At 62.8% G+C, this 16376-nt stretch carries 15 protein-coding genes; 10 read left to right on the top strand and 5 right to left on the bottom strand.

Annotated elements, in window-relative coordinates:
* Positions 1-14 precede the first annotated feature (14 nt).
* Both IFO71_RS15730 and IFO71_RS15725 read right to left on the bottom strand, forming a co-directional pair.
* On the bottom strand, positions 15-758 hold the full coding sequence (locus tag IFO71_RS15730) for a UDP-2,3-diacylglucosamine diphosphatase (RefSeq protein ID WP_192030612.1): 744 nt from the start codon (positions 756-758) through the stop codon (positions 15-17).
* A gap of 79 nt (positions 759-837) precedes the next feature.
* Positions 838-1530, bottom strand: a complete 693-nt coding sequence (locus IFO71_RS15725) for a peptidylprolyl isomerase (protein WP_425502903.1) — start codon at positions 1528-1530, stop codon at positions 838-840.
* Between the two features lie 172 nt (positions 1531-1702).
* Between IFO71_RS15725 and IFO71_RS15720 the strand changes: the two genes are divergently transcribed.
* The 6 genes from IFO71_RS15720 to IFO71_RS15695 all read left to right on the top strand — a co-directional run bounded on the left by IFO71_RS15720 (position 1703) and on the right by IFO71_RS15695 (position 6655).
* Entirely contained in the window at positions 1703-2119 is a 417-nt protein-coding gene (locus tag IFO71_RS15720; protein ID WP_192030611.1) for a DUF4399 domain-containing protein, read from the top strand.
* Between the two features lie 127 nt (positions 2120-2246).
* Entirely contained in the window at positions 2247-3644 is a 1398-nt protein-coding gene (gene gltX, locus IFO71_RS15715) for a glutamate--tRNA ligase (RefSeq protein ID WP_192030610.1), read from the top strand.
* Positions 3645-3717: 73 nt separating this feature from the next.
* Entirely contained in the window at positions 3718-4209 is a 492-nt protein-coding gene (locus IFO71_RS15710; RefSeq protein WP_192030609.1) for a Fur family transcriptional regulator, read from the top strand.
* Between the two features lie 13 nt (positions 4210-4222).
* A complete protein-coding gene (locus IFO71_RS15705; protein WP_192030608.1) occupies positions 4223-5686 on the top strand; it encodes a succinylglutamate desuccinylase/aspartoacylase family protein in 1464 nt (487 codons plus the stop codon).
* A 263-nt stretch (positions 5687-5949) separates the two neighbouring features.
* Positions 5950-6384 carry a MerC domain-containing protein gene (locus IFO71_RS15700; RefSeq protein WP_332309387.1) on the top strand — a complete coding sequence of 145 codons (435 nt, stop codon included), beginning with the start codon at positions 5950-5952 and terminating at the stop codon, positions 6382-6384.
* 115 nt (positions 6385-6499) lie between these two features.
* Positions 6500-6655, top strand: coding sequence for a 30S ribosomal protein THX (locus IFO71_RS15695; RefSeq protein WP_192030607.1), 156 nt, complete (start codon positions 6500-6502; stop codon positions 6653-6655).
* A gap of 101 nt (positions 6656-6756) precedes the next feature.
* Here the strand turns inward: IFO71_RS15695 and IFO71_RS15690 are convergent, their stop codons facing one another.
* Positions 6757-7617, bottom strand: coding sequence for a GNAT family N-acetyltransferase (locus IFO71_RS15690; RefSeq protein ID WP_192030606.1), 861 nt, complete (start codon positions 7615-7617; stop codon positions 6757-6759).
* Between the two features lie 138 nt (positions 7618-7755).
* On the opposite strand from IFO71_RS15690, the gene IFO71_RS15685 reads away from it, so the two are divergent.
* Together IFO71_RS15685 and IFO71_RS15680 are read left to right on the top strand one after the other, a co-directional pair.
* Positions 7756-8172, top strand: coding sequence for a hypothetical protein (locus tag IFO71_RS15685; protein WP_192030605.1), 417 nt, complete (start codon positions 7756-7758; stop codon positions 8170-8172).
* Between the two features lie 35 nt (positions 8173-8207).
* Positions 8208-11135 (top strand): DUF4132 domain-containing protein, encoded by a 2928-nt coding sequence (locus tag IFO71_RS15680; RefSeq protein WP_192030604.1) that lies wholly within the window; start codon positions 8208-8210, stop codon positions 11133-11135.
* 70 nt (positions 11136-11205) lie between these two features.
* Here IFO71_RS15680 and IFO71_RS15675 read toward each other — a convergent pair whose 3' ends face one another.
* Positions 11206-11976 carry an MmcQ/YjbR family DNA-binding protein gene (locus IFO71_RS15675; protein ID WP_192030603.1) on the bottom strand — a complete coding sequence of 257 codons (771 nt, stop codon included), beginning with the start codon at positions 11974-11976 and terminating at the stop codon, positions 11206-11208.
* Positions 11977-12103: 127 nt separating this feature from the next.
* Here IFO71_RS15675 and IFO71_RS15670 point away from each other — a divergent pair, with 127 nt between their 5' ends.
* Positions 12104-13924, top strand: a complete 1821-nt coding sequence (locus IFO71_RS15670; protein ID WP_192030602.1) for a sensor histidine kinase — start codon at positions 12104-12106, stop codon at positions 13922-13924.
* 43 nt (positions 13925-13967) lie between these two features.
* A complete protein-coding gene (locus IFO71_RS15665) occupies positions 13968-15218 on the top strand; it encodes an MFS transporter (protein ID WP_192030601.1) in 1251 nt (416 codons plus the stop codon).
* A gap of 235 nt (positions 15219-15453) precedes the next feature.
* Here IFO71_RS15665 and IFO71_RS15660 read toward each other — a convergent pair whose 3' ends face one another.
* The gene (locus IFO71_RS15660; RefSeq protein WP_192030600.1) at positions 15454-16221 is read right to left on the bottom strand and encodes a dimethylarginine dimethylaminohydrolase family protein; all 768 of its coding nucleotides are present in this window, start codon (positions 16219-16221) and stop codon (positions 15454-15456) included.
* Positions 16222-16376 lie beyond the last annotated feature (155 nt).

The following is a 16376-nucleotide window of genomic DNA, read 5'->3' as shown; positions in this document are numbered from 1 at the left end:
CCGCCAGCCCTCCCTCAGGCCTGCCGCTTCAGCACCTGCCGACTGATCTCTCCATCAGCCGCCACCGCCAAACACTCGCCGCTCTCCCGCCAGTCAGCGAGCACGATCCGTTCTGCCGGCTGGCTATTGCTCAGCCTGACTTCATGTTCTGCCGGCCGATGAGTATGGCCGTGAATCAATCGGCCAACGCCGTACAGGTGCAGTGCCTGTTCAATGGCTTGCGGATTCACATCCATCAGTTCCATCGACACGCCTTGCTGATGTGCCTTGCTCTGCGCGCGAGCCTGTTCGGCAAAGGCTCGTCGCGCTGCCAGCGGCTGGCCCAGGAAGCCGGCCTGCCATTGCGGGTCGCGAAATTGCTTGCGAATGGCCTGATAGCCGAGGTCATCGGTGCAGTAGGCATCGCCATGGGCAATCAGGGTATCGATGCCGCCCAGCCGCACCACGCTGGGATCGGGCAGCAAACGGGCCCCGGCGCGCTCGGCAAACTCCGCGCCGATCAGGAAATCCCGATTGCCGTGCATCAGGTACACCCGGGTGCCGGCCTCGTTCAGTGCGCGGAGATGCTCGGCCACTACGGCCAGCAGGGCGCTGTCATCGTCGTCGCCGATGTAGGCCTCGAACAGGTCGCCGAGAATGAACAGGGACTCGGCATTGCGCGCAGCGCCTTGCAAATAGCGCAGCAGGATCTGGCAGCGCGGCTCATCGGTCGAGTCCAGATGCAGATCGGAAATGAAATGGGCGCTGGCTGTGTGCATGGTCGATTTCGCTGATTCGGCCTGGCAAGGGTGCGACTTGGACGCACCGAATGCCGAACGCCGAGTCGCGCGCCGTCGCTTAGTTGCTTACCGCCGGCGCGGCTTCTTCGGCCGCCGGGGCCGCGGGCGGGGCGGCTTCTGCCACCGGCACGATGTCGACCTTTTCGATCAGCACTGTTTGCAGCGGCACATCGCGACTCATCGGGCCTTGCGCCCCGGTCTCCAGGCTGCGGATCTTGTCGACCACATCCATGCCTTCGATCACTTTGCCGAACACCGTGTAACCCCAGGTGTAAGCAGTTTGTTCGCTGACGAAATCGAGCCGCGGATTGTCCACCACGTTGATGAAGAACTGCGCCTGCGCACTGTGCGGTTCGCTGGTGCGAGCCATGGCCAGGGTGCCGCGCAGATTCGACAGGCCATTCTTGCCCTCGTGTTCGATCGCCGGGCGCATCGGTTTGAGCTGCAGATCGGCGGTATAGCCGCCGCCTTGAATCATGAAGCCGTCGATCACCCGGTGGAAAATGGTGCCGTTGTAGTGCCCAGCCTTGACGTACTCAAGAAAGTTGGCGACCGACTTCGGCGCTTTCTCCGGGTAGAGCTCGATGCTCAGGTCGCCCATATTGGTGCGCATGATCACCTTGTTGGGCTGTGCCGGCGCAGCGGCGACCTCCTCGGCAGAGGGCGGTGCAGTGTCCTGCGTCATCGCCGTGCTCGGCAGGGTGATCAGGGCAGACACGGCCAGGGCACGCAGCCAGTTCGATTGCAGCATGGGGTTCTCCAAATCCTAATTAGCAGATCAAGCGGTGAAGGGCTATGACAGCCGGCGAACGCCAAGGTTCGATGGCCGCCATTGTAGCCATAGCCAGCATGATCGGGCGTGTTCTACCAGCAATGTGCATCGCGGTTACACTGCGCGCTATACCAGAACCAGGAGAATCATCGTGCGGACCTTGCTTCTGTCCTTGTTGTGGGTTGGCCTGTTGTTCAGCGCAGAGGCGCAAAGCGCCGAGTCACCGGCCGATGCCGAGCTCTACTTCATCAGTCCGCAGGACGGTGCCCGCCTGAAGTCGCCGGTCACGGTTCGTTTTGGCTTGCGCGGCATGGGGGTGGCCCCAGCCGGCATCGATCTGCCCGCCACCGGCCATCATCATTTGCTGATCGACACCGATCTGCCGCCGCTGGATCAGCCGATTCCGGCCGACGCCAAGCACCTGCATTTTGGCAAGGGGCAGACCGAAGTACAGCTGGAGCTGACGCCTGGCGAGCACACCTTGCAGCTGTTGCTGGGTGATCACCTGCATACACCGCATAAGCCGGTGGTTAAGTCGGCCCGGATCACCATCACGATCGAGCCCTGAGCAGATTCGATGCTCGTTCGGCGCTGCGGGGTTCGATAGCGCCGCAGCGAAGCGATCGCTTCGTCCTGCTTCAGCATCACCCCGCAACCGCGCTAAAATGGCCGGCTTGCTTTGTTGAGAATCATCCATGACCTGTCGTACCCGTTTTGCCCCCAGCCCGACCGGCTTTCTGCATATAGGCGGTGCCCGTACTGCGCTGTACAGCTGGTTGGAGGCGCGTCGCCAGGGCGGCCAGTTCATCCTGCGGATCGAGGACACCGACCGCGAGCGCAGCACCCAGGAGGCGGTCAACGCCATCCTCGAGGGCATGCAGTGGCTGGGGCTGGAGCACGACGAGGGCCCGTTCTACCAAACCCTGCGTACCGATCGCTATCTGCAGGTTGCCGAAGATCTGCTGAAAGCCGGCAAGGCCTATTGGGCCTACGAGAGCAAGGACGAGATCGAGGCGATGCGGGCGGCGGCGATGGCGGCTGGCACCAAGCCGCGCTACAACGGCTACTACCGTGACCGCAACGAGCCCAAGCGCGATGACCCCAACCGGGTGCTGCGCTTCAAGAACCCAAGTTCGGGCAGCGTGGTGTTCAACGACGCGGTCAAGGGCCGGGTCGAATGGAGCAATGAAGAACTCGACGATCTGGTGCTGATCCGCTCCGACGGCTTCCCCACCTACAACTTCGCTGTGGTGGTCGATGACCTTGACATGAAGATCACCGAAGTGATCCGCGGCGATGACCACGTCAACAACACGCCGCGTCAGGTCAACATCTACGAGGCGCTGGGCGCCAAGGTGCCGCGCTTTGCGCATCTGCCGATGATTCTCGGGCCGGACGGCGCCAAGCTGAGCAAGCGGCACGGCGCGGTGGGTGTGATGCAGTACCGCGACGATGGTTTTCTGCCGCATGCGGTATTGAACTACCTGGCCCGGCTGGGCTGGTCGCATGGTGATCAGGAGATCTTCTCGATCGAAGAGATGATCAACCTGTTCCGCATCGAGGACGTCAATCACTCAGCGTCTCGCTTCGATGTCGAAAAGCTGAGCTGGCTTAACCAGCAGTATCTGAAGACCGATCACCCGGACAGTCTGGCGCCGCATCTGATCTGGCACCTGGAAAACCAGGGCTACGATTGGCAAGCCGGACCGAACCCATCGGATGTCATCGTCGCCTTGCGCGATCGGGTGAAAACGCTGAAGGATATGGCCGAGCGTGCGGCCATGTGGTACCGGTCGATCGAAAACTACGATCAGGCCGCGGTGGCCAAGCACCTGAAGGGCGCCGCGCTGATTCTGAGCGCAGCGCGCGATGCCCTGGCGGCGCTGTCGGTGTGGAGCCCGCAGGAGGTCGACGCCGCCCTGCGTCAGGTGGCGGAAGGACAGGGCGTGGGCGTGGGCAAGGTGGCTCAGCCGATGCGTGTCGCCATCACCGGCACCCAGGTGTCCCCCTCAATCGATTACACAGTGTTCCTGGCCGGGCGCGACGAGGCCCTGCGCCGAATCGATGCTGCCTTGCCGCTATGCACTGAATGAAGTCCAAGTCTGGGCATAAAGCGCGGCCTGCTGCACGACAGTGGGCCGATGCACCGATGCTATGATCCGGGCCATGAGCCATGGCCCGATCGAACAGGTGTGCACCCATCCCCATCATCATGTGCATGATGCGCCGGGTCTGGTTGCCGCGGTGGCGGCCATCTGCGAAGAACGTGGCCTGCGCCTGACCGAATTGCGCGAACGGGTGCTGACCTTGATTGCCCAGGAAGGTCGGCCGATCAAGGCTTACGATCTGCTTGAACGGATGCGTGCGGTGCAGGGGGCTGTGGCTCCGCCGACGGTGTATCGGGCGCTGGATTTTCTACTGCAGAGCGGCTTTATTCACAAGCTTGAATCGATCAATGCTTTCGTTGCCTGTCACCATCCGCGGATCGAGCATTCGGTACCGTTTCTGATCTGTGATCAATGCCACGACGCCATCGAGCTGGAAGACGAAGAGATCCCGCAGTTGTTGCGCAGCCGCGCAGAGGCGCTGGGGTTCAAGCCTCTGGCTCAAACCCTGGAAGTGCATGGCCGCTGCGCCCGTTGTCTCAAAAGTGATTGAGCTGAGACGGCACATGGTCAAGCGTCGGTCGGACGTGGTGTCGGCGCTGATGATAGGTCTGTTGCTGGGTGTCGTTGATGTCGGCGCTCAGCAGTCCGCTGTGTCGTCCGCTGTGGAAGTGAAACAGGGTGTTGAGGGTGAAGTAGAGGCTGCGCCGGAGCGGGCGGCTGTGTCGGCAACAACCGCGGACCAAGCCGTGCCGCCAGACGCGGAATTGCAGGACGACATCGAGCGCCTGCAGGAAGTGGCCCCGGCGGTAGTGGAGGCGCTGCCGGAGGTTGCCACCCGCAACTCAAATGAATCGACCGCTACCGCCGAGGCCAGCATGGGCGCGCGGGTAGCGACACCGAGCGTGCTTGATTTCGTCGGTCCACCGGCTTTGGATCCGATCGCGCTGCCGGGGAGTCCGGACTTTGTCGGCCCACCACAGCTGACTTCGTTCGAAATTCTTGGCGAAACCGTGGCGCCCGGTGATCGCAAGCTGTTGCGCTGGAGCGTCAGTCAGACCTTCGCCGGCGGCGATACGGTGGTCTCGGTCAATGTGGTGCATGGAGTGCGGCCGGGGCCGGTGCTGTGCATGGCCGCCGCCATTCACGGCGACGAAATCAACGGTGTGGAGATCGTGCGTCGGGTACTCAATGGGGTTGACGCGAGCGTGCTATCCGGCACCGTGGTGGGCGTGCCGATCGTCAATCTGTTCGGTTTCAGCCGCAATTCGCGTTACCTACCCGACCGTCGCGACCTCAATCGCTACTTTCCCGGCAGTCTGCGCGGCAGCATCGCCTCGCGCATTGCCTATAGTTTCTTCAGCCAGATCGTTCAGCATTGCGATGCGGTGGTCGACTTCCACACTGGAAGTTTCGACCGTGCCAACCTGCCGCAGGTGCGTGCCGACTTGCGTCTGCCTGAAGTGCTGCGTTTTGCTCGCGGCTTTGGCGCCTTGCCGGTGCTGCACAGCAGCGGTAGCCGCGGCATGCTGCGCGTGGCCGCCACCCAGTCCGGTATCCCGGCGGTGACCTTCGAAGTGGGCGCCCCTGGCACGCTGGAGAAGCGCGAAATCGATCTCTCGGTGGATGCGTTGGAGATCCTGCTGCATCACATGGGTTTGGTGCCTGAAGGGCCGGCTGAGCAGGAGCCCCAGGCGGTGTTTTACGAATCGCGTTGGGTGCGGGCCAATGCCGGTGGCATGCTGATCGCCGATGTCGAATTGGGGCAACGGGTAGTTAAGGGGCAGCGACTTGGCATGGTGGTCGATCCGATCAAGAACGTCGAACACGAGATTCTGTCGCCGCTATACGGTCGAGTAATTGGCAAGGCCAAGAATCAGGTGGTGCTACCCGGCTATGCCGCCTTCCATATCGGCGAGGAAACCAGCGCCGAACAGGCCTCCGATGCCGCGGCCGCGGGCCTGTTGGAAGAGGTGGGCGAAGAGGACACCGAAGCGGTGGAACAGCGTGATGCGGAGTATGGCTATTAGCCCAACGTACGCCGCGCCACACCTGCCGTGAGCCTGACGAACGGTTTGCCGGAAATCAATCGCTTGCGTGCTTGTTTTCCGAGTGCGCCGTTCTTGGCGCGCGATTTCACGCTGCTGAAACAAGTCTCAGCAGCCTGCCAAGCAGTTCCATAGATCTGACTGACGGTTCTGGGTGACCAAACCCTCAGTTGTCAGCAGAATTTCTTCGCAGAATGTTATACTGTAGCGGAAACGCCTCCGGTCCACCTGGAGGCGCTGCATAAGTGGCTGATAACACAGAAGAAATGCGAATGAAGGATGCCGACTGGCTGTCACGTGGTGATCGATTGGGCATGGTGGCTTCCACCCTGTGCGCGGTCCATTGCGCCCTGCTGCCGATCTTGATTGCGATGTTGCCGTCCTTGGGGCTGGGTCTCTTGGGCCGGGCCGATCTGGATCAGGCCTTCGTGTTGTTCGCTTCGCTGCTGGCGCTGACCACGCTTACTCAGGGGTACCGACGCCATCGAACGTTCCGCGCCTGGTGGTTCCTGTTGCCTGGCGTCGCCCTGCTTTGGGTCGGTGCCTATACCAGTCTGCATACCCACGGGGTACTGCACACCAGCCTGATGGTGGCGGGCGGGTCGCTGTTGGCCACAGCCCATTGGGTCAACCTGCGCCTCAGCCACGCCAGCCTGCGTACGCAGCCGGTGGGGGCCTGAGTCAGCAGGCTTATCCGCGCCCAGCACTTTAACCAGGGCGCTGCTGCGTGCTACGCTTCGCGGTCTTTCTCAGCCCATCCGGGCTGTCGATACACTTTGCTGAGGAGCAAGAGACATGGGTAAGGGCGACAAGAAGACTTTCCGCGGCAAGGTGTTTGCCGGCAGCTACGGCAATGCGCGCACTGCGGGCGTCAAGATCGGCAGCGCCACGCCGAAGGCCGCGGTAGCCAAGAAGGCGCCGGCCAAGAAGGCGCCGGCCAAGAAGGCCTGAGTTCGGCAACGGCGCAGACTGCGCTGGTCGAAGCATCAAACCCCGGCTGGTCTGGGGTTTTTTGTTGTGCGTGAAACGTGGGTATCGATGCGCCTACCGTCTCAGGTGCGTGCCAAGGGCGACAGCCCGGCCTCGGCCGGCCAGCAGTCAAAGCCACGGACAAACAGATCCGCCTCGGGTTCCATGACCGCTGCCAATTCACTTAACACCTTGTCAGGCAGGCAGGCGTCGGGATAGAAGCCGAACTCCACGCTTCGCACCGGCTGGTCGATTAGCGCGGCCAAGGTGGCCCGGCAATCAGTCGGCCTGGCACCGAACCAGCCATCAATGTACAGAACGCCGGCATTCACACCCGCACAGACCAAGCTGCTCTCTACCCGGCGCAGCGGCCGGGCAAAGCCATTGGCGTAGTACCAGCTGGCAATGCGGCTCGAATGTGTTGCCGAGAGTCGAAAGCTGTCGGCGATACCGGTGCTCTGGTTGTGCAGCTGCGCTCGCTGCTCTGCCGAGTGCAGATCCAGCAAGGTCGCCGCTGGCGCAGCCGGCTCTAGCTCACAGTTCCAGCGAAAACGGTAGCTGGACAGCGGTCGAAAACCAAAGCGCGGATAGAACTCACGAACATTGGGATTGGCATAGAGAAAGATCGGCCGAGCGCCCGCTTGCTTGATGGCCGCTTCGAGCACGTGGCGCGAAAGGCCGCGGCCACGATGGTCCGGATGGCAGGCCACCGCACCCCATTGGTCAGCCTGAATTGACTCACCGTGGATGATCATCGACATCCGCGTAACCCCTACGCTGGCCAGTAACTGATCACCTTCCTGCCAGGCAAGGACCCGGTAGCCCTGGCCCCATTCGCCCCATTCGATCCAGCGAGAAAAGTCGGAGCGGGTGAACACCTGTCGCATCAAGTGGCAGAACGCCGAGTGCAGTGGGTGGTCGTGCTGGTCAATGCATCTCAGCATTTTCGCGCTTCGCTGCGACTTGTGGTCGGAATGCCGACCATAGCGACTTTCGGCCAGAGTTTCCGAACCGTGCCCGCTGCGACTTCACGCCGCGCTCGCCGAACGTTAAGCTCGCCGGCTCCTGAGCACGCCATCGACATGCCTCTTCTCAAGATCAACGCAGAACTGCCGAACAGCGCGGAGGTGGGCATCGCGGCTGGATCCTTCGAGCTCGCGCTGGAGGGCGTGACCATTCCGGTGGCCGAACTGATCGCGCAGGCCGTACAGACCCAGATCAGACTACAGCAGGTGCTGGCGGTCGAACGGCCGCGGCATCTCGACGCCGAGCAGATTGCGCGTGGCAAGGCGCAGGGGCGCGTGGCCCTGCCTGCATCCGTGTCGCCAATCGCGCCTGATCCGAACGAGGAAGTGCGGCGCGCCAGAGCCGCATTTGCGCGTGGCGAATTCCATCTGGTGGTGGACGGCAGCTTCTATCGGCGGCTCGACGAGTCGGTGCCGCTCAGTCCCGAAACCCAGGTCGCATTCTTGCGCCTGACCCAACTGCGAGGCGGTTAGTCCATGAGTTGCCCCCCAATTTCCAGAGCAGACCAATGAACCATGTCGCCGAACAGTGGCAACCCAGTGCCGAGCAACTGAGCCGTCTGCGCCGCTATGAAGCGTGGTTGATGCAGCTGGTCGAAGGCGTCAAGACCCGTGACCAGTTGGAAAAGCTGGCGAGCAGTGCCTATCGCGGCGACGAATCGTTTCTGCAGCTGATTGCCGAGGCGCCGCTGGCTGATGATTTCGAGCGTTGTGTGGCGGATTTCTATTGTTTCCCAGCCCAGGTTGATCGCATCGGCAATCGGCGCTACTACCTCAGCCATACCGATGTGCGCAACCGCATCTGGTATGCCGGTGAGTTCACTCGGCACTTGCTGAGCCATCTGGCGGGTGACTACGCACGAAACCTGCTGCTGGACCGCCTGCGCTTCATGGTCTGGCACCCGAACAGTGCCGATGATCTGCGCGAGCCCGCCTGTTTCGTTCAGTATCGCGAACTGGCCGCGAAGCAGCCCGAGTATGAGCGAAAGTATGTGCTGAGTTCGCTCGACGATGCTTTGAAGCTTGAGCAGTTTCCGTTTCTGTCACCGACACCACCCGAGCTGGTGGTGCAGTGCCTGGAGCTGGCGCGTTCGGCCGATGAAGCCGAGCCGGTGCTGGCGCTGATCGAAGGTCGCGAGGGCCCCAAGTTGAAGCTCGACCTGAGCTTTCCGACGGGTGTCCGGGCCAAGGTCGGTCAATCCATGTCCAGTGCCAGCTTTCTGCTGCTGGGGCTGGAGTTCGGTCGCATCCTGCACCAGATGGGACGCCTGGGAGTGCTTGAGGAAACGCGGATCAGCAACTTGTTGCAGCATATGCACCGCGACCATCCGGACCTGCTCTATCTGTTGCTTTCTGACGAGCTTGACCAGGACCTGCAGCCGTTCCGCCCGATCGCACTGAACTGGCTGTTTGATCTGGCCAACAGCCAGGGGCGTGCACGATTGACAGCGATGGCACGCGATAGCGGTTCGAGCGCGATCGTGCTCAGTGGCTCGCGCTTCCTGCTTGCTGCGGCAAGTCTGCTGCAGTCCAAGCCATTGGTGATGAACAAGCTTGACTACGGCAGTGCCGAATGGAACTCCGCCCAGTGCATCCGGCTGCTGGCCAATGTGCGTGAGCTCGATCCTGGTGAGAGCCACAGCGAGCTGGTACAGGCTTTGCGTCGATTTGAGCCGTCGGTGCTGCGTCAGCTGATAGGCTGTACTGATAGCCAGTTCGGCCCGATTCTGGCGGCGCTGTCGATGGCCGAAGCCTGCGAGTTATGGGAGTTGATTGTCGCAGCAGAGGCGCAGGAGGCCGAGGTGGAATTCGATGCTGTGCGCGCCAATCAGTTGCTGCGGGACCTCGGTGACAAGGTCGATGAGGTATTGGCGCTGGTGGCCGAGACCCAGCGTTTTCCGATCACCCTGAAGCGTATCAAGGCCATGCGCAGCGGCCCGGACAAGAAGTTCGACTCGATGCTCAAGCGTCTGTCGCAAGAGCATATTCGCCTGTACGGCCTGTTTCCGCTCAAGGACGATGCGGACCTGATTCAGCGCTACCAGTACTTGCGCGCGGCGCCGAAGGAGGCATCGAATAAGTTCGGCTACGAACGCGCGGGCAATGTGCGTGAGGCAGCAAGAGTCGGCCTGATCAACCTGGCGAGTACCGCCGGCTATGCCGATCTGGCGGCCCTGGAATGGGCAGTCGAGGCCAAGCAGGCCGATCTGCGCAGTGAGCTGGTCACCGAACTTGCGCATGAGGGGTATCGACTGCGCATGGAGATCGATCAGCACAAGCCGAAATGGGTGATTGAGAAGAATGGCGCCTTGCTAAAGGCGCTGCCGCCGGCCTTGAAGAAGGATCCGGCGCTGGAGCCGATTCTGAGCACCTTCGGTGTGCTGAAGGATCAGGCTGGTCGCTATCGCGCGGCGTTGGAAAATCTGATGGTCGAGGGCACCCAGCTCGACCAGGGCTACCTTGAGAATCTACGCCGATCGCCGGTGGCATTGAGCATGTTGCTGAAGCTGTTCCTGGTCGATGCTGCCGGTCGCAGCGGCCGGCTCGATGCGGCAGAGCAGGGCTTGCTGAATTGCGTAGGCGAGCCGTTCAAACCGACCGGCCCCCTGCGCATTGCCCATGTGGTGGATCTGCTGGCTGAGGGTAGCTTGGCTGACTGGCAGCGTTGGCTGGTCGATCAGGGCTGGCAACAGCCATTCAAGCAGCTGTTCCGCGAGGCCTATGTGCCCACTCCAGTGGAGTTGGAGGCTATGAAGGAGTCGTGTCGGTTCGCGGGTCGACGGGTGAAGTCGCGTGTGGCAGCGGCCATTCTGTCGGCGCGGCGCTGGAAGATGACCTGCGACCCGGTAACCGCCCGAAAGGCGCTGGGGGCGGGTGTCACCGCTCATCTCGAACTGCCCGAGGTCAATCACTTTCTGGCCGAAAGCGAGACCACGGTGCTCGACCGGATCTGGTTTTCGCGTGGTCGCGAGCAGCAGGCGGTTGTGCTCACCGAACTCTCGCCGCTGGCGTTCTCCGAACTGATGCGTGATATCGACCTGATCATCACCGCTGCGGCAGCGGATTCGGATCTGCCCTCAAAGGAGACCATCGATGCGCGCTGCCAGTTGCTGCAGGCATTGCTGCCGACGCTGCGCCTGCCTAATGTCGAGCTCAAGCCACCCTTTGCGCTGATTCGCGGCAAGCTGGCCAACTACCGGCTGCATCTGGGCACGGCGGTGATTCATCTGATGCCGGCTGGCTACCTGTGTGTGGTGCCGGCGCCGGACAGCAAGCGCAGCCGCCTGCAGTTGCCCTTTGTCGATGACGACGCCCGCACTCAGGAAGTGCTGTCCAAGCTCCTGCTGCTGGCGGCGGATCACAAGATCAAGGATCCCAGCATCGTGGCGCAGATTGTTCGCGGCGCCGCCGAGGAGAGCCCGGAGCCGGCGCAGTAGGTCGCCGCCAGCGCAGAATCAGCCTCAAGGCGGTCGGCGGCCGCGCACCGCCTGCTGCCTCGCAGGGCTGCTATTGCGCGTCGAGCTGTTTCAGCATCCGCTGCAGCGCGAAGTGTCGATAGCTCTGCATAACTAGCGATTTCACTTCATTCCAGTTGGTCGATCTGGCGAGGCGCAGCGCGATCCAACCCTGATGACCGATGTAGGGTGGAATATGGAAGCGCGGGTCTTCGGTCATGATGGCCTGTTGCTCGACACCGACCCAGATCTGCAGGTTGAGCTGATCATCCTTGGCCCACAGGGTGACAAAGCTGCGCTTGCCGGCCTTCCAGGTCGGTGCGCCAAATTGCGTGGTCTCGGTGACTTCGGGCAGGGCGCAACACAAAGCACGCAATCGCTGGATCGCGTTCTCTGCAGGCTTGCTGCGTAGCGGGTCGATCTCCTTCAGTTGCAGGCCGGCATTCGGCGCAGCGATCGGAGTCGTCTTCGGAAGTGTTCGACGCAAGGTTGCCGGCGCCACGCAGGCCCAGGCTTCGCGCACTCTGGCATAGACATCCTGCCAGTCGAGCCCGGTGTTCAGTTGCACGCCAACCCAGCCACGCGGGCCGACATAGGGCGGCACAAAGTAGTGCTCGGGCGCGGCCAGGCAAAGCTGCTCCTGAGCGCCCTCCGGGGCTGCCAGCCACAAGGCAATGCGACCGTCACCATGATGATTGGCGACGAAAATGGCGAAGCTCTTGCCGCGCGCCTTGTAGTTCGGTGCGCCATGTGAAATCACCGCCTCCGTCGCGGGCAAGGAGAGACAGAGTTCGTGAATGGCCTGCTGGGCAAGTCGGCGCATAGAACCCCCGAAAGTCCATGCGCATGGTAGCTGAGCCCGAAGAGCATTGCGGAGAGGCGGAAAACGCGCTATTGGAAGTGCTGCGCCACAGCGAGTCGGGGCCGATGAGTCAGCGGGCGGGGTTGTCATGAGCGAGCCAGAGCAGGGCGGCGCTGAGGTCGCCTCCGAAGGCGCGTCAGCGCTGCAGGCTTCGCTGGCCAATCTGGCGCACGTCCTGGGTGGAGGCTGCGGGTCGCTGCAGCTGTGGGTCGATGATGATCTTGGGCTGCACCCACGCGCTGTGCAGGGCGAGCCGGGCACCGTGGCAGATCGGCGTATGGCGCGACAGTGCTGCTTGTTGAGCAGTGTGCAGGTGGAAGCGAATCGAGCCGCCGTGCCGCTGCGGCTCAGCGATCGGCGGGTGGGCGCCGTGCTCGTCCAGTTCGCCTCGGCACCGACGTCCTCGCAAGTGCAGCATCTGCAAGCCTGGGTTGAAGCGCGGCTGGACGCCCTCGACACCTGGTTGGTCGATGAGCGGCTGACCCGTCTGTCGGGCGTGGCGCGGCGCGCCGAAGCGCTGCGTGTGGCGCTGGCAGCCGCGCATGATCTGGAACAGGTGGCCTCGCTGAGCCAAGGTTTCGCAGCGCTGCACCGCGCGCTGGGCCCGCTGCTGGTGGCGGAAAACTTCTTTGTGGTGTTGCTCGATGAGCGCCGCGAATGGCTGCACTTTCCCTATCACTGTGATCAGTACGATCACAACTGGGAGCCGATCAGTTTTCGCCAGGGCCGGCTGCAGGGATCGATGTCGGCGATCATCGTGGCTGCCGGCCGGGTGTTGCGCGGTTCCTCGGAGGAGCTGCTCGAACAGGCCGGACATGGCGATACCAAGGACGATCATCTCTACGGACCTAACGCTTCCGACTGGCTGGGTGTACCCATGGTGCTCGGTGCCGAAGTCTCCGGTGCGATGGTGGTGCAAAGCTACCAGCCAGGCTTTCGCTTTGGCGAAGATGACCCGGCGGTACTGACCATGCTGGCCGAGGCCAGTGCTGCGGCCCTGTATCGGCGCCGGGTGCGCGAAACGCTGGAGCGCATGGTGGCTGAGCGCACCGCCGAGCTGCAGCAGGCGCGCGATGCCGCAGAGCACACGCTGAGTCAGCTGCGAGCGATGCAGAAGCAGCTGGTGATGTCGGAAAAGATGGCCTCACTGGGGCAACTGGTGGCGGGCGTGGCGCACGAAGTGAACACCCCGCTGGGCGTGGCCTTGACCGCCGCCAGCCTGCTCGATGGCCAGACCGTGGCGCTTGAGCGTAGTTTCAGCGATGGTCGGCTGACCCGTTCGGAGATGCAACGCTTCGTCAATGTTGCCCGCGATGCCACCGGCATGGTGTTAAGAAACCTGGAGCGGGCGGGGCGATTGGTGCACAGCTTCAAGCAGGTCTCGGTGGATCAGACGGTGGACGCCCGGCGCCGTTTCGATCTCAGCGGGTTTCTGCAGGAGTTGCTGGAGAGCAGCAAGTCGATGTGGAAGGGGCGCTCGGTGGAGGTGTCTGTTCAGTGTTCGCCGGGCATCGAGCTCGATAGCTTTCCCGGTACGCTTGGGCAGGTGCTGATCAATTTGATCCAGAATGCCCTGACCCATGCATTCGCAGCTCAAGCGGCAGGGGAGATCGGCCTCAGCGCGAACACGCTGGCTGACGATCAGGTGGAGATTCGCGTCCGCGACAATGGCGTCGGCGTGCCTGAGGAGCTACGCGACAAGATTTTCGAGCCGTTCTTCACCACCCGGCGCAATCAGGGCGGCACCGGTTTGGGGCTGCACATCGTGTTCAATCTGGTAACGCAGACCTTGGGTGGCAGCATTGAGTTGGTGCAGGGCTCGGCCGGCACCGATTTCCGCCTCTGCCTGCCGCGCAAGGCGCCGGGGGGCGTTGCCACCAGCGATCCGGCGCAATCGAAGCAGGCGTGAGTGCGTTGGGAGTGTATGGCGTCCGACGCCAAGGCGATCGCGGATGAGCGAGGCAGGCAACCGGCGTGATCGCGAGCAGCGGCGCACGGTCGGTTTGATCGTCGTCAGCCACGGTTTGTCCAAGCTGGGCGATGCGCTGATGAATCCCAAGACGACCCTGGGCTGGCTCGGTGCGAGTCTGGGGGTGCCGGTCTGGATGATTGGCTTGGCGGTGCCGATCCGCGAGGCCGGCAGCATGGTGCTGCAGAGCCTGATCGCAGCGCAGCTCGATCGATGGTCCCGACGCAAGTGGGTGTGGAGTGCGGGCGCTCTGCTGCAGGGGGCTGCGGTCGCCGCCATGGCGCTGAGTGCATTGACCTTGCAGGGCGAAACGGCTGGTTATGCATTGCTGGGCTTGTTGCTGTTGTTCGCCCTGGCGCGCAGTGCCTGTTCGCTGGCCTCGAAAGATGTCATGGGCCGAGTGCTGGACGCGTCGATACGCGGGCGGGCCGGCGGTTGGGCGGCGGCGGCGGCTGGTCTGGCGACCCTGTTGGTGGCCAGCGTCTTGCTTGGCACTGGCGATCTTGGTCAGGCCGAGGTCATTGCGTGGGTGTTGCTGGCAGCGGCGGCGGCCTGGTGGCTGGCCGCGGCCCTGTTTGCCGCGGTCGATGAACCGCGCGATGACTCGGCCGGCAGCACCTCCGGCTCGGCCTGGGCCAAGCTCAGGCTGCTGACCGGAGATCGCCGGCTGATGCGCTTCGTGGTCATTCGCAGCCTGCTGTTGTGTTCGGCGCTGTCAGCACCCTACTACCTGCTGTTGGCCAATCAGCAGGCGTCGATCGATGCCGCCCGCTGGTGGTGGTTCGTGTTGCTAGCGGGTCTGGCCGGCATGCTGGGTGGACCGATCTGGGGCCGCCTGGCCGATCGTTCCAGTCGCTGGGTGATGGGTATGGCGGCGGGTCTGGCCGCCGCCCTCGGGCTGACGGCGTTCGCCCTGGCCAGCGTCGGCTCGAGCTGGTTGAGCCAGGCCTGGCTGATTCCCGGGCTGTTCTGGTTGCTCTGCGTGGCGCACGAAGGTGTTCGTATCGGGCGCAAGACCTGGATCATCAATATCGCCGAAGGTCAGCAGCGACGCGACTACGTCGCGGCAAGCAACACGGCGATGGGGTTGATCCTGCTGCCGGTCGGGGCCTTGAGTGCGATGCTCGCCGAGCGTTCACTGGCTGCAGCGCTGTTGGCACTGGCCCTGCTTGGTGCCGTCGGGGCGATCATGGCTTGGCGCTTGCCCGCGGCCGAATCTTCGTCCTCAGGCTGATCAACAACCTACATTGTTGATCACGGCGGGGCATCCTTGCACCGCGGGAATCTCTGAACTATTGCCGTGCCTGGGCTGAGTCTTTCGGCGCGACCTCATGAAATATCCGCGCTAAAGGCGCCGTGAAGCGCCCGCGAGTACGGGCCTGCCTGCCGTGAGCCTGTCGAACGGCACCGGACTCGCGGGGCTTGAAGTTGGACAGGATGTTCAAACTTCAAGCCGCCGGATCAACAATTCAGATATTCCTTAGCAGAACACTGCAGCAGGTCACCGCGCCTTCGGCCTTCTGCAGCTCGCTCAGCGCCACTTCGTGCACGACCAGTCCAGCATTGCGCAACTGATCACGGGTGTGTGGAAAGCCAGCCGGCATGATCAGTCCGTGTTCTAGCCGTACCACGTTGGCGGCGTGCGGCTCGGCCGGGTCGACCCTGAGCTGCTGGAAATCAGCGAACGCGTCGCTGTCGACCCAATCGGGGTTGATCAGCACTGCTTCGTCGCTGACCGCAGTGACGGCCGACTTCAGGTGCAGGCAGTCGCGCATCGGCACACCCTCTACGCGATAGCCGAAGGGCGCCAGCGCCGTCTGCATCTGTTCGATGGCCGCTGAATTGCTGCGCGCGGACAGGCCTACGAACAAACGCTTGCCGATGCGCAGAACATCGCCGCCGTCCAGTGTGCCCGGCTCGACAATGCGCCGAATCGGGCGATATTCGGCCAGCACGTCGGCCATGGTTTCGATCTCGGCGCGCCGGCTGTCGGCACCCGGGCGGGTGATCAGGGCGATTTCATCGAGAACCACAGCGGTGTCTTCAACGAACACGCTGTCGGGCAGCTCGGGTGTGGCCGGCAGTTCGCGCACTTCACAGCCAAGTTCACTGAGCTTGGTCTGATAGGCGCGATGTTGCAGGCGCGCCAGATCAAGGTCGATCGGCTCGCGATCGACAAAGCTCAGTTCGCAATCGGCCAATCGCGGGCTGAGTTCACGCGTCAGTGCAATCCACATGGGTGTTGTCTCGCGTTGATCAGGACGCTCATGCTAACCCGGATATTTCATGAGGTCGCGCCGAAAGATCCGGCAATTCCAAGCGGGGCGAGAGTTTCGACCGATGGTGTTGAGATAACAGAGTGTTCGCGATCTTTCGGCGCTGGCACGGCCCT

Origin of the sequence: Pseudomarimonas arenosa, assembly GCF_014841215.1 — a bacterium.
GTDB classification, from domain to species: domain Bacteria; phylum Pseudomonadota; class Gammaproteobacteria; order Xanthomonadales; family Xanthomonadaceae; genus Pseudomarimonas; species Pseudomarimonas arenosa.
Note: the sequence above shows the minus strand (reverse complement) of the source record. Positions and strands in the feature narration are given on the sequence as shown.

Coding starts and splice junctions, on each gene's coding strand:
- IFO71_RS15730 (WP_192030612.1), bottom strand. CDS start 758: ATGCACACAGCCAGCGCCCATTTCATTTCCGATCTGCATCTGGACTCG.
- IFO71_RS15725 (WP_425502903.1), bottom strand. CDS start 1,530: ATGCTGCAATCGAACTGGCTGCGTGCCCTGGCCGTGTCTGCCCTGATC.
- IFO71_RS15710 (WP_192030609.1), top strand. CDS start 3,718: ATGAGCCATGGCCCGATCGAACAGGTGTGCACCCATCCCCATCATCAT.
- IFO71_RS15680 (WP_192030604.1), top strand. CDS start 8,208: ATGAACCATGTCGCCGAACAGTGGCAACCCAGTGCCGAGCAACTGAGC.
- IFO71_RS15665 (WP_192030601.1), top strand. CDS start 13,968: ATGAGCGAGGCAGGCAACCGGCGTGATCGCGAGCAGCGGCGCACGGTC.
- IFO71_RS15675 (WP_192030603.1), bottom strand. CDS start 11,976: ATGCGCCGACTTGCCCAGCAGGCCATTCACGAACTCTGTCTCTCCTTG.
- IFO71_RS15695 (WP_192030607.1), top strand. CDS start 6,500: ATGGGTAAGGGCGACAAGAAGACTTTCCGCGGCAAGGTGTTTGCCGGC.
- IFO71_RS15660 (WP_192030600.1), bottom strand. CDS start 16,221: ATGTGGATTGCACTGACGCGTGAACTCAGCCCGCGATTGGCCGATTGC.
- IFO71_RS15670 (WP_192030602.1), top strand. CDS start 12,104: ATGAGCGAGCCAGAGCAGGGCGGCGCTGAGGTCGCCTCCGAAGGCGCG.
- IFO71_RS15685 (WP_192030605.1), top strand. CDS start 7,756: ATGCCTCTTCTCAAGATCAACGCAGAACTGCCGAACAGCGCGGAGGTG.
- IFO71_RS15690 (WP_192030606.1), bottom strand. CDS start 7,617: ATGCTGAGATGCATTGACCAGCACGACCACCCACTGCACTCGGCGTTC.
- IFO71_RS15705 (WP_192030608.1), top strand. CDS start 4,223: ATGGTCAAGCGTCGGTCGGACGTGGTGTCGGCGCTGATGATAGGTCTG.
- gltX (WP_192030610.1), top strand. CDS start 2,247: ATGACCTGTCGTACCCGTTTTGCCCCCAGCCCGACCGGCTTTCTGCAT.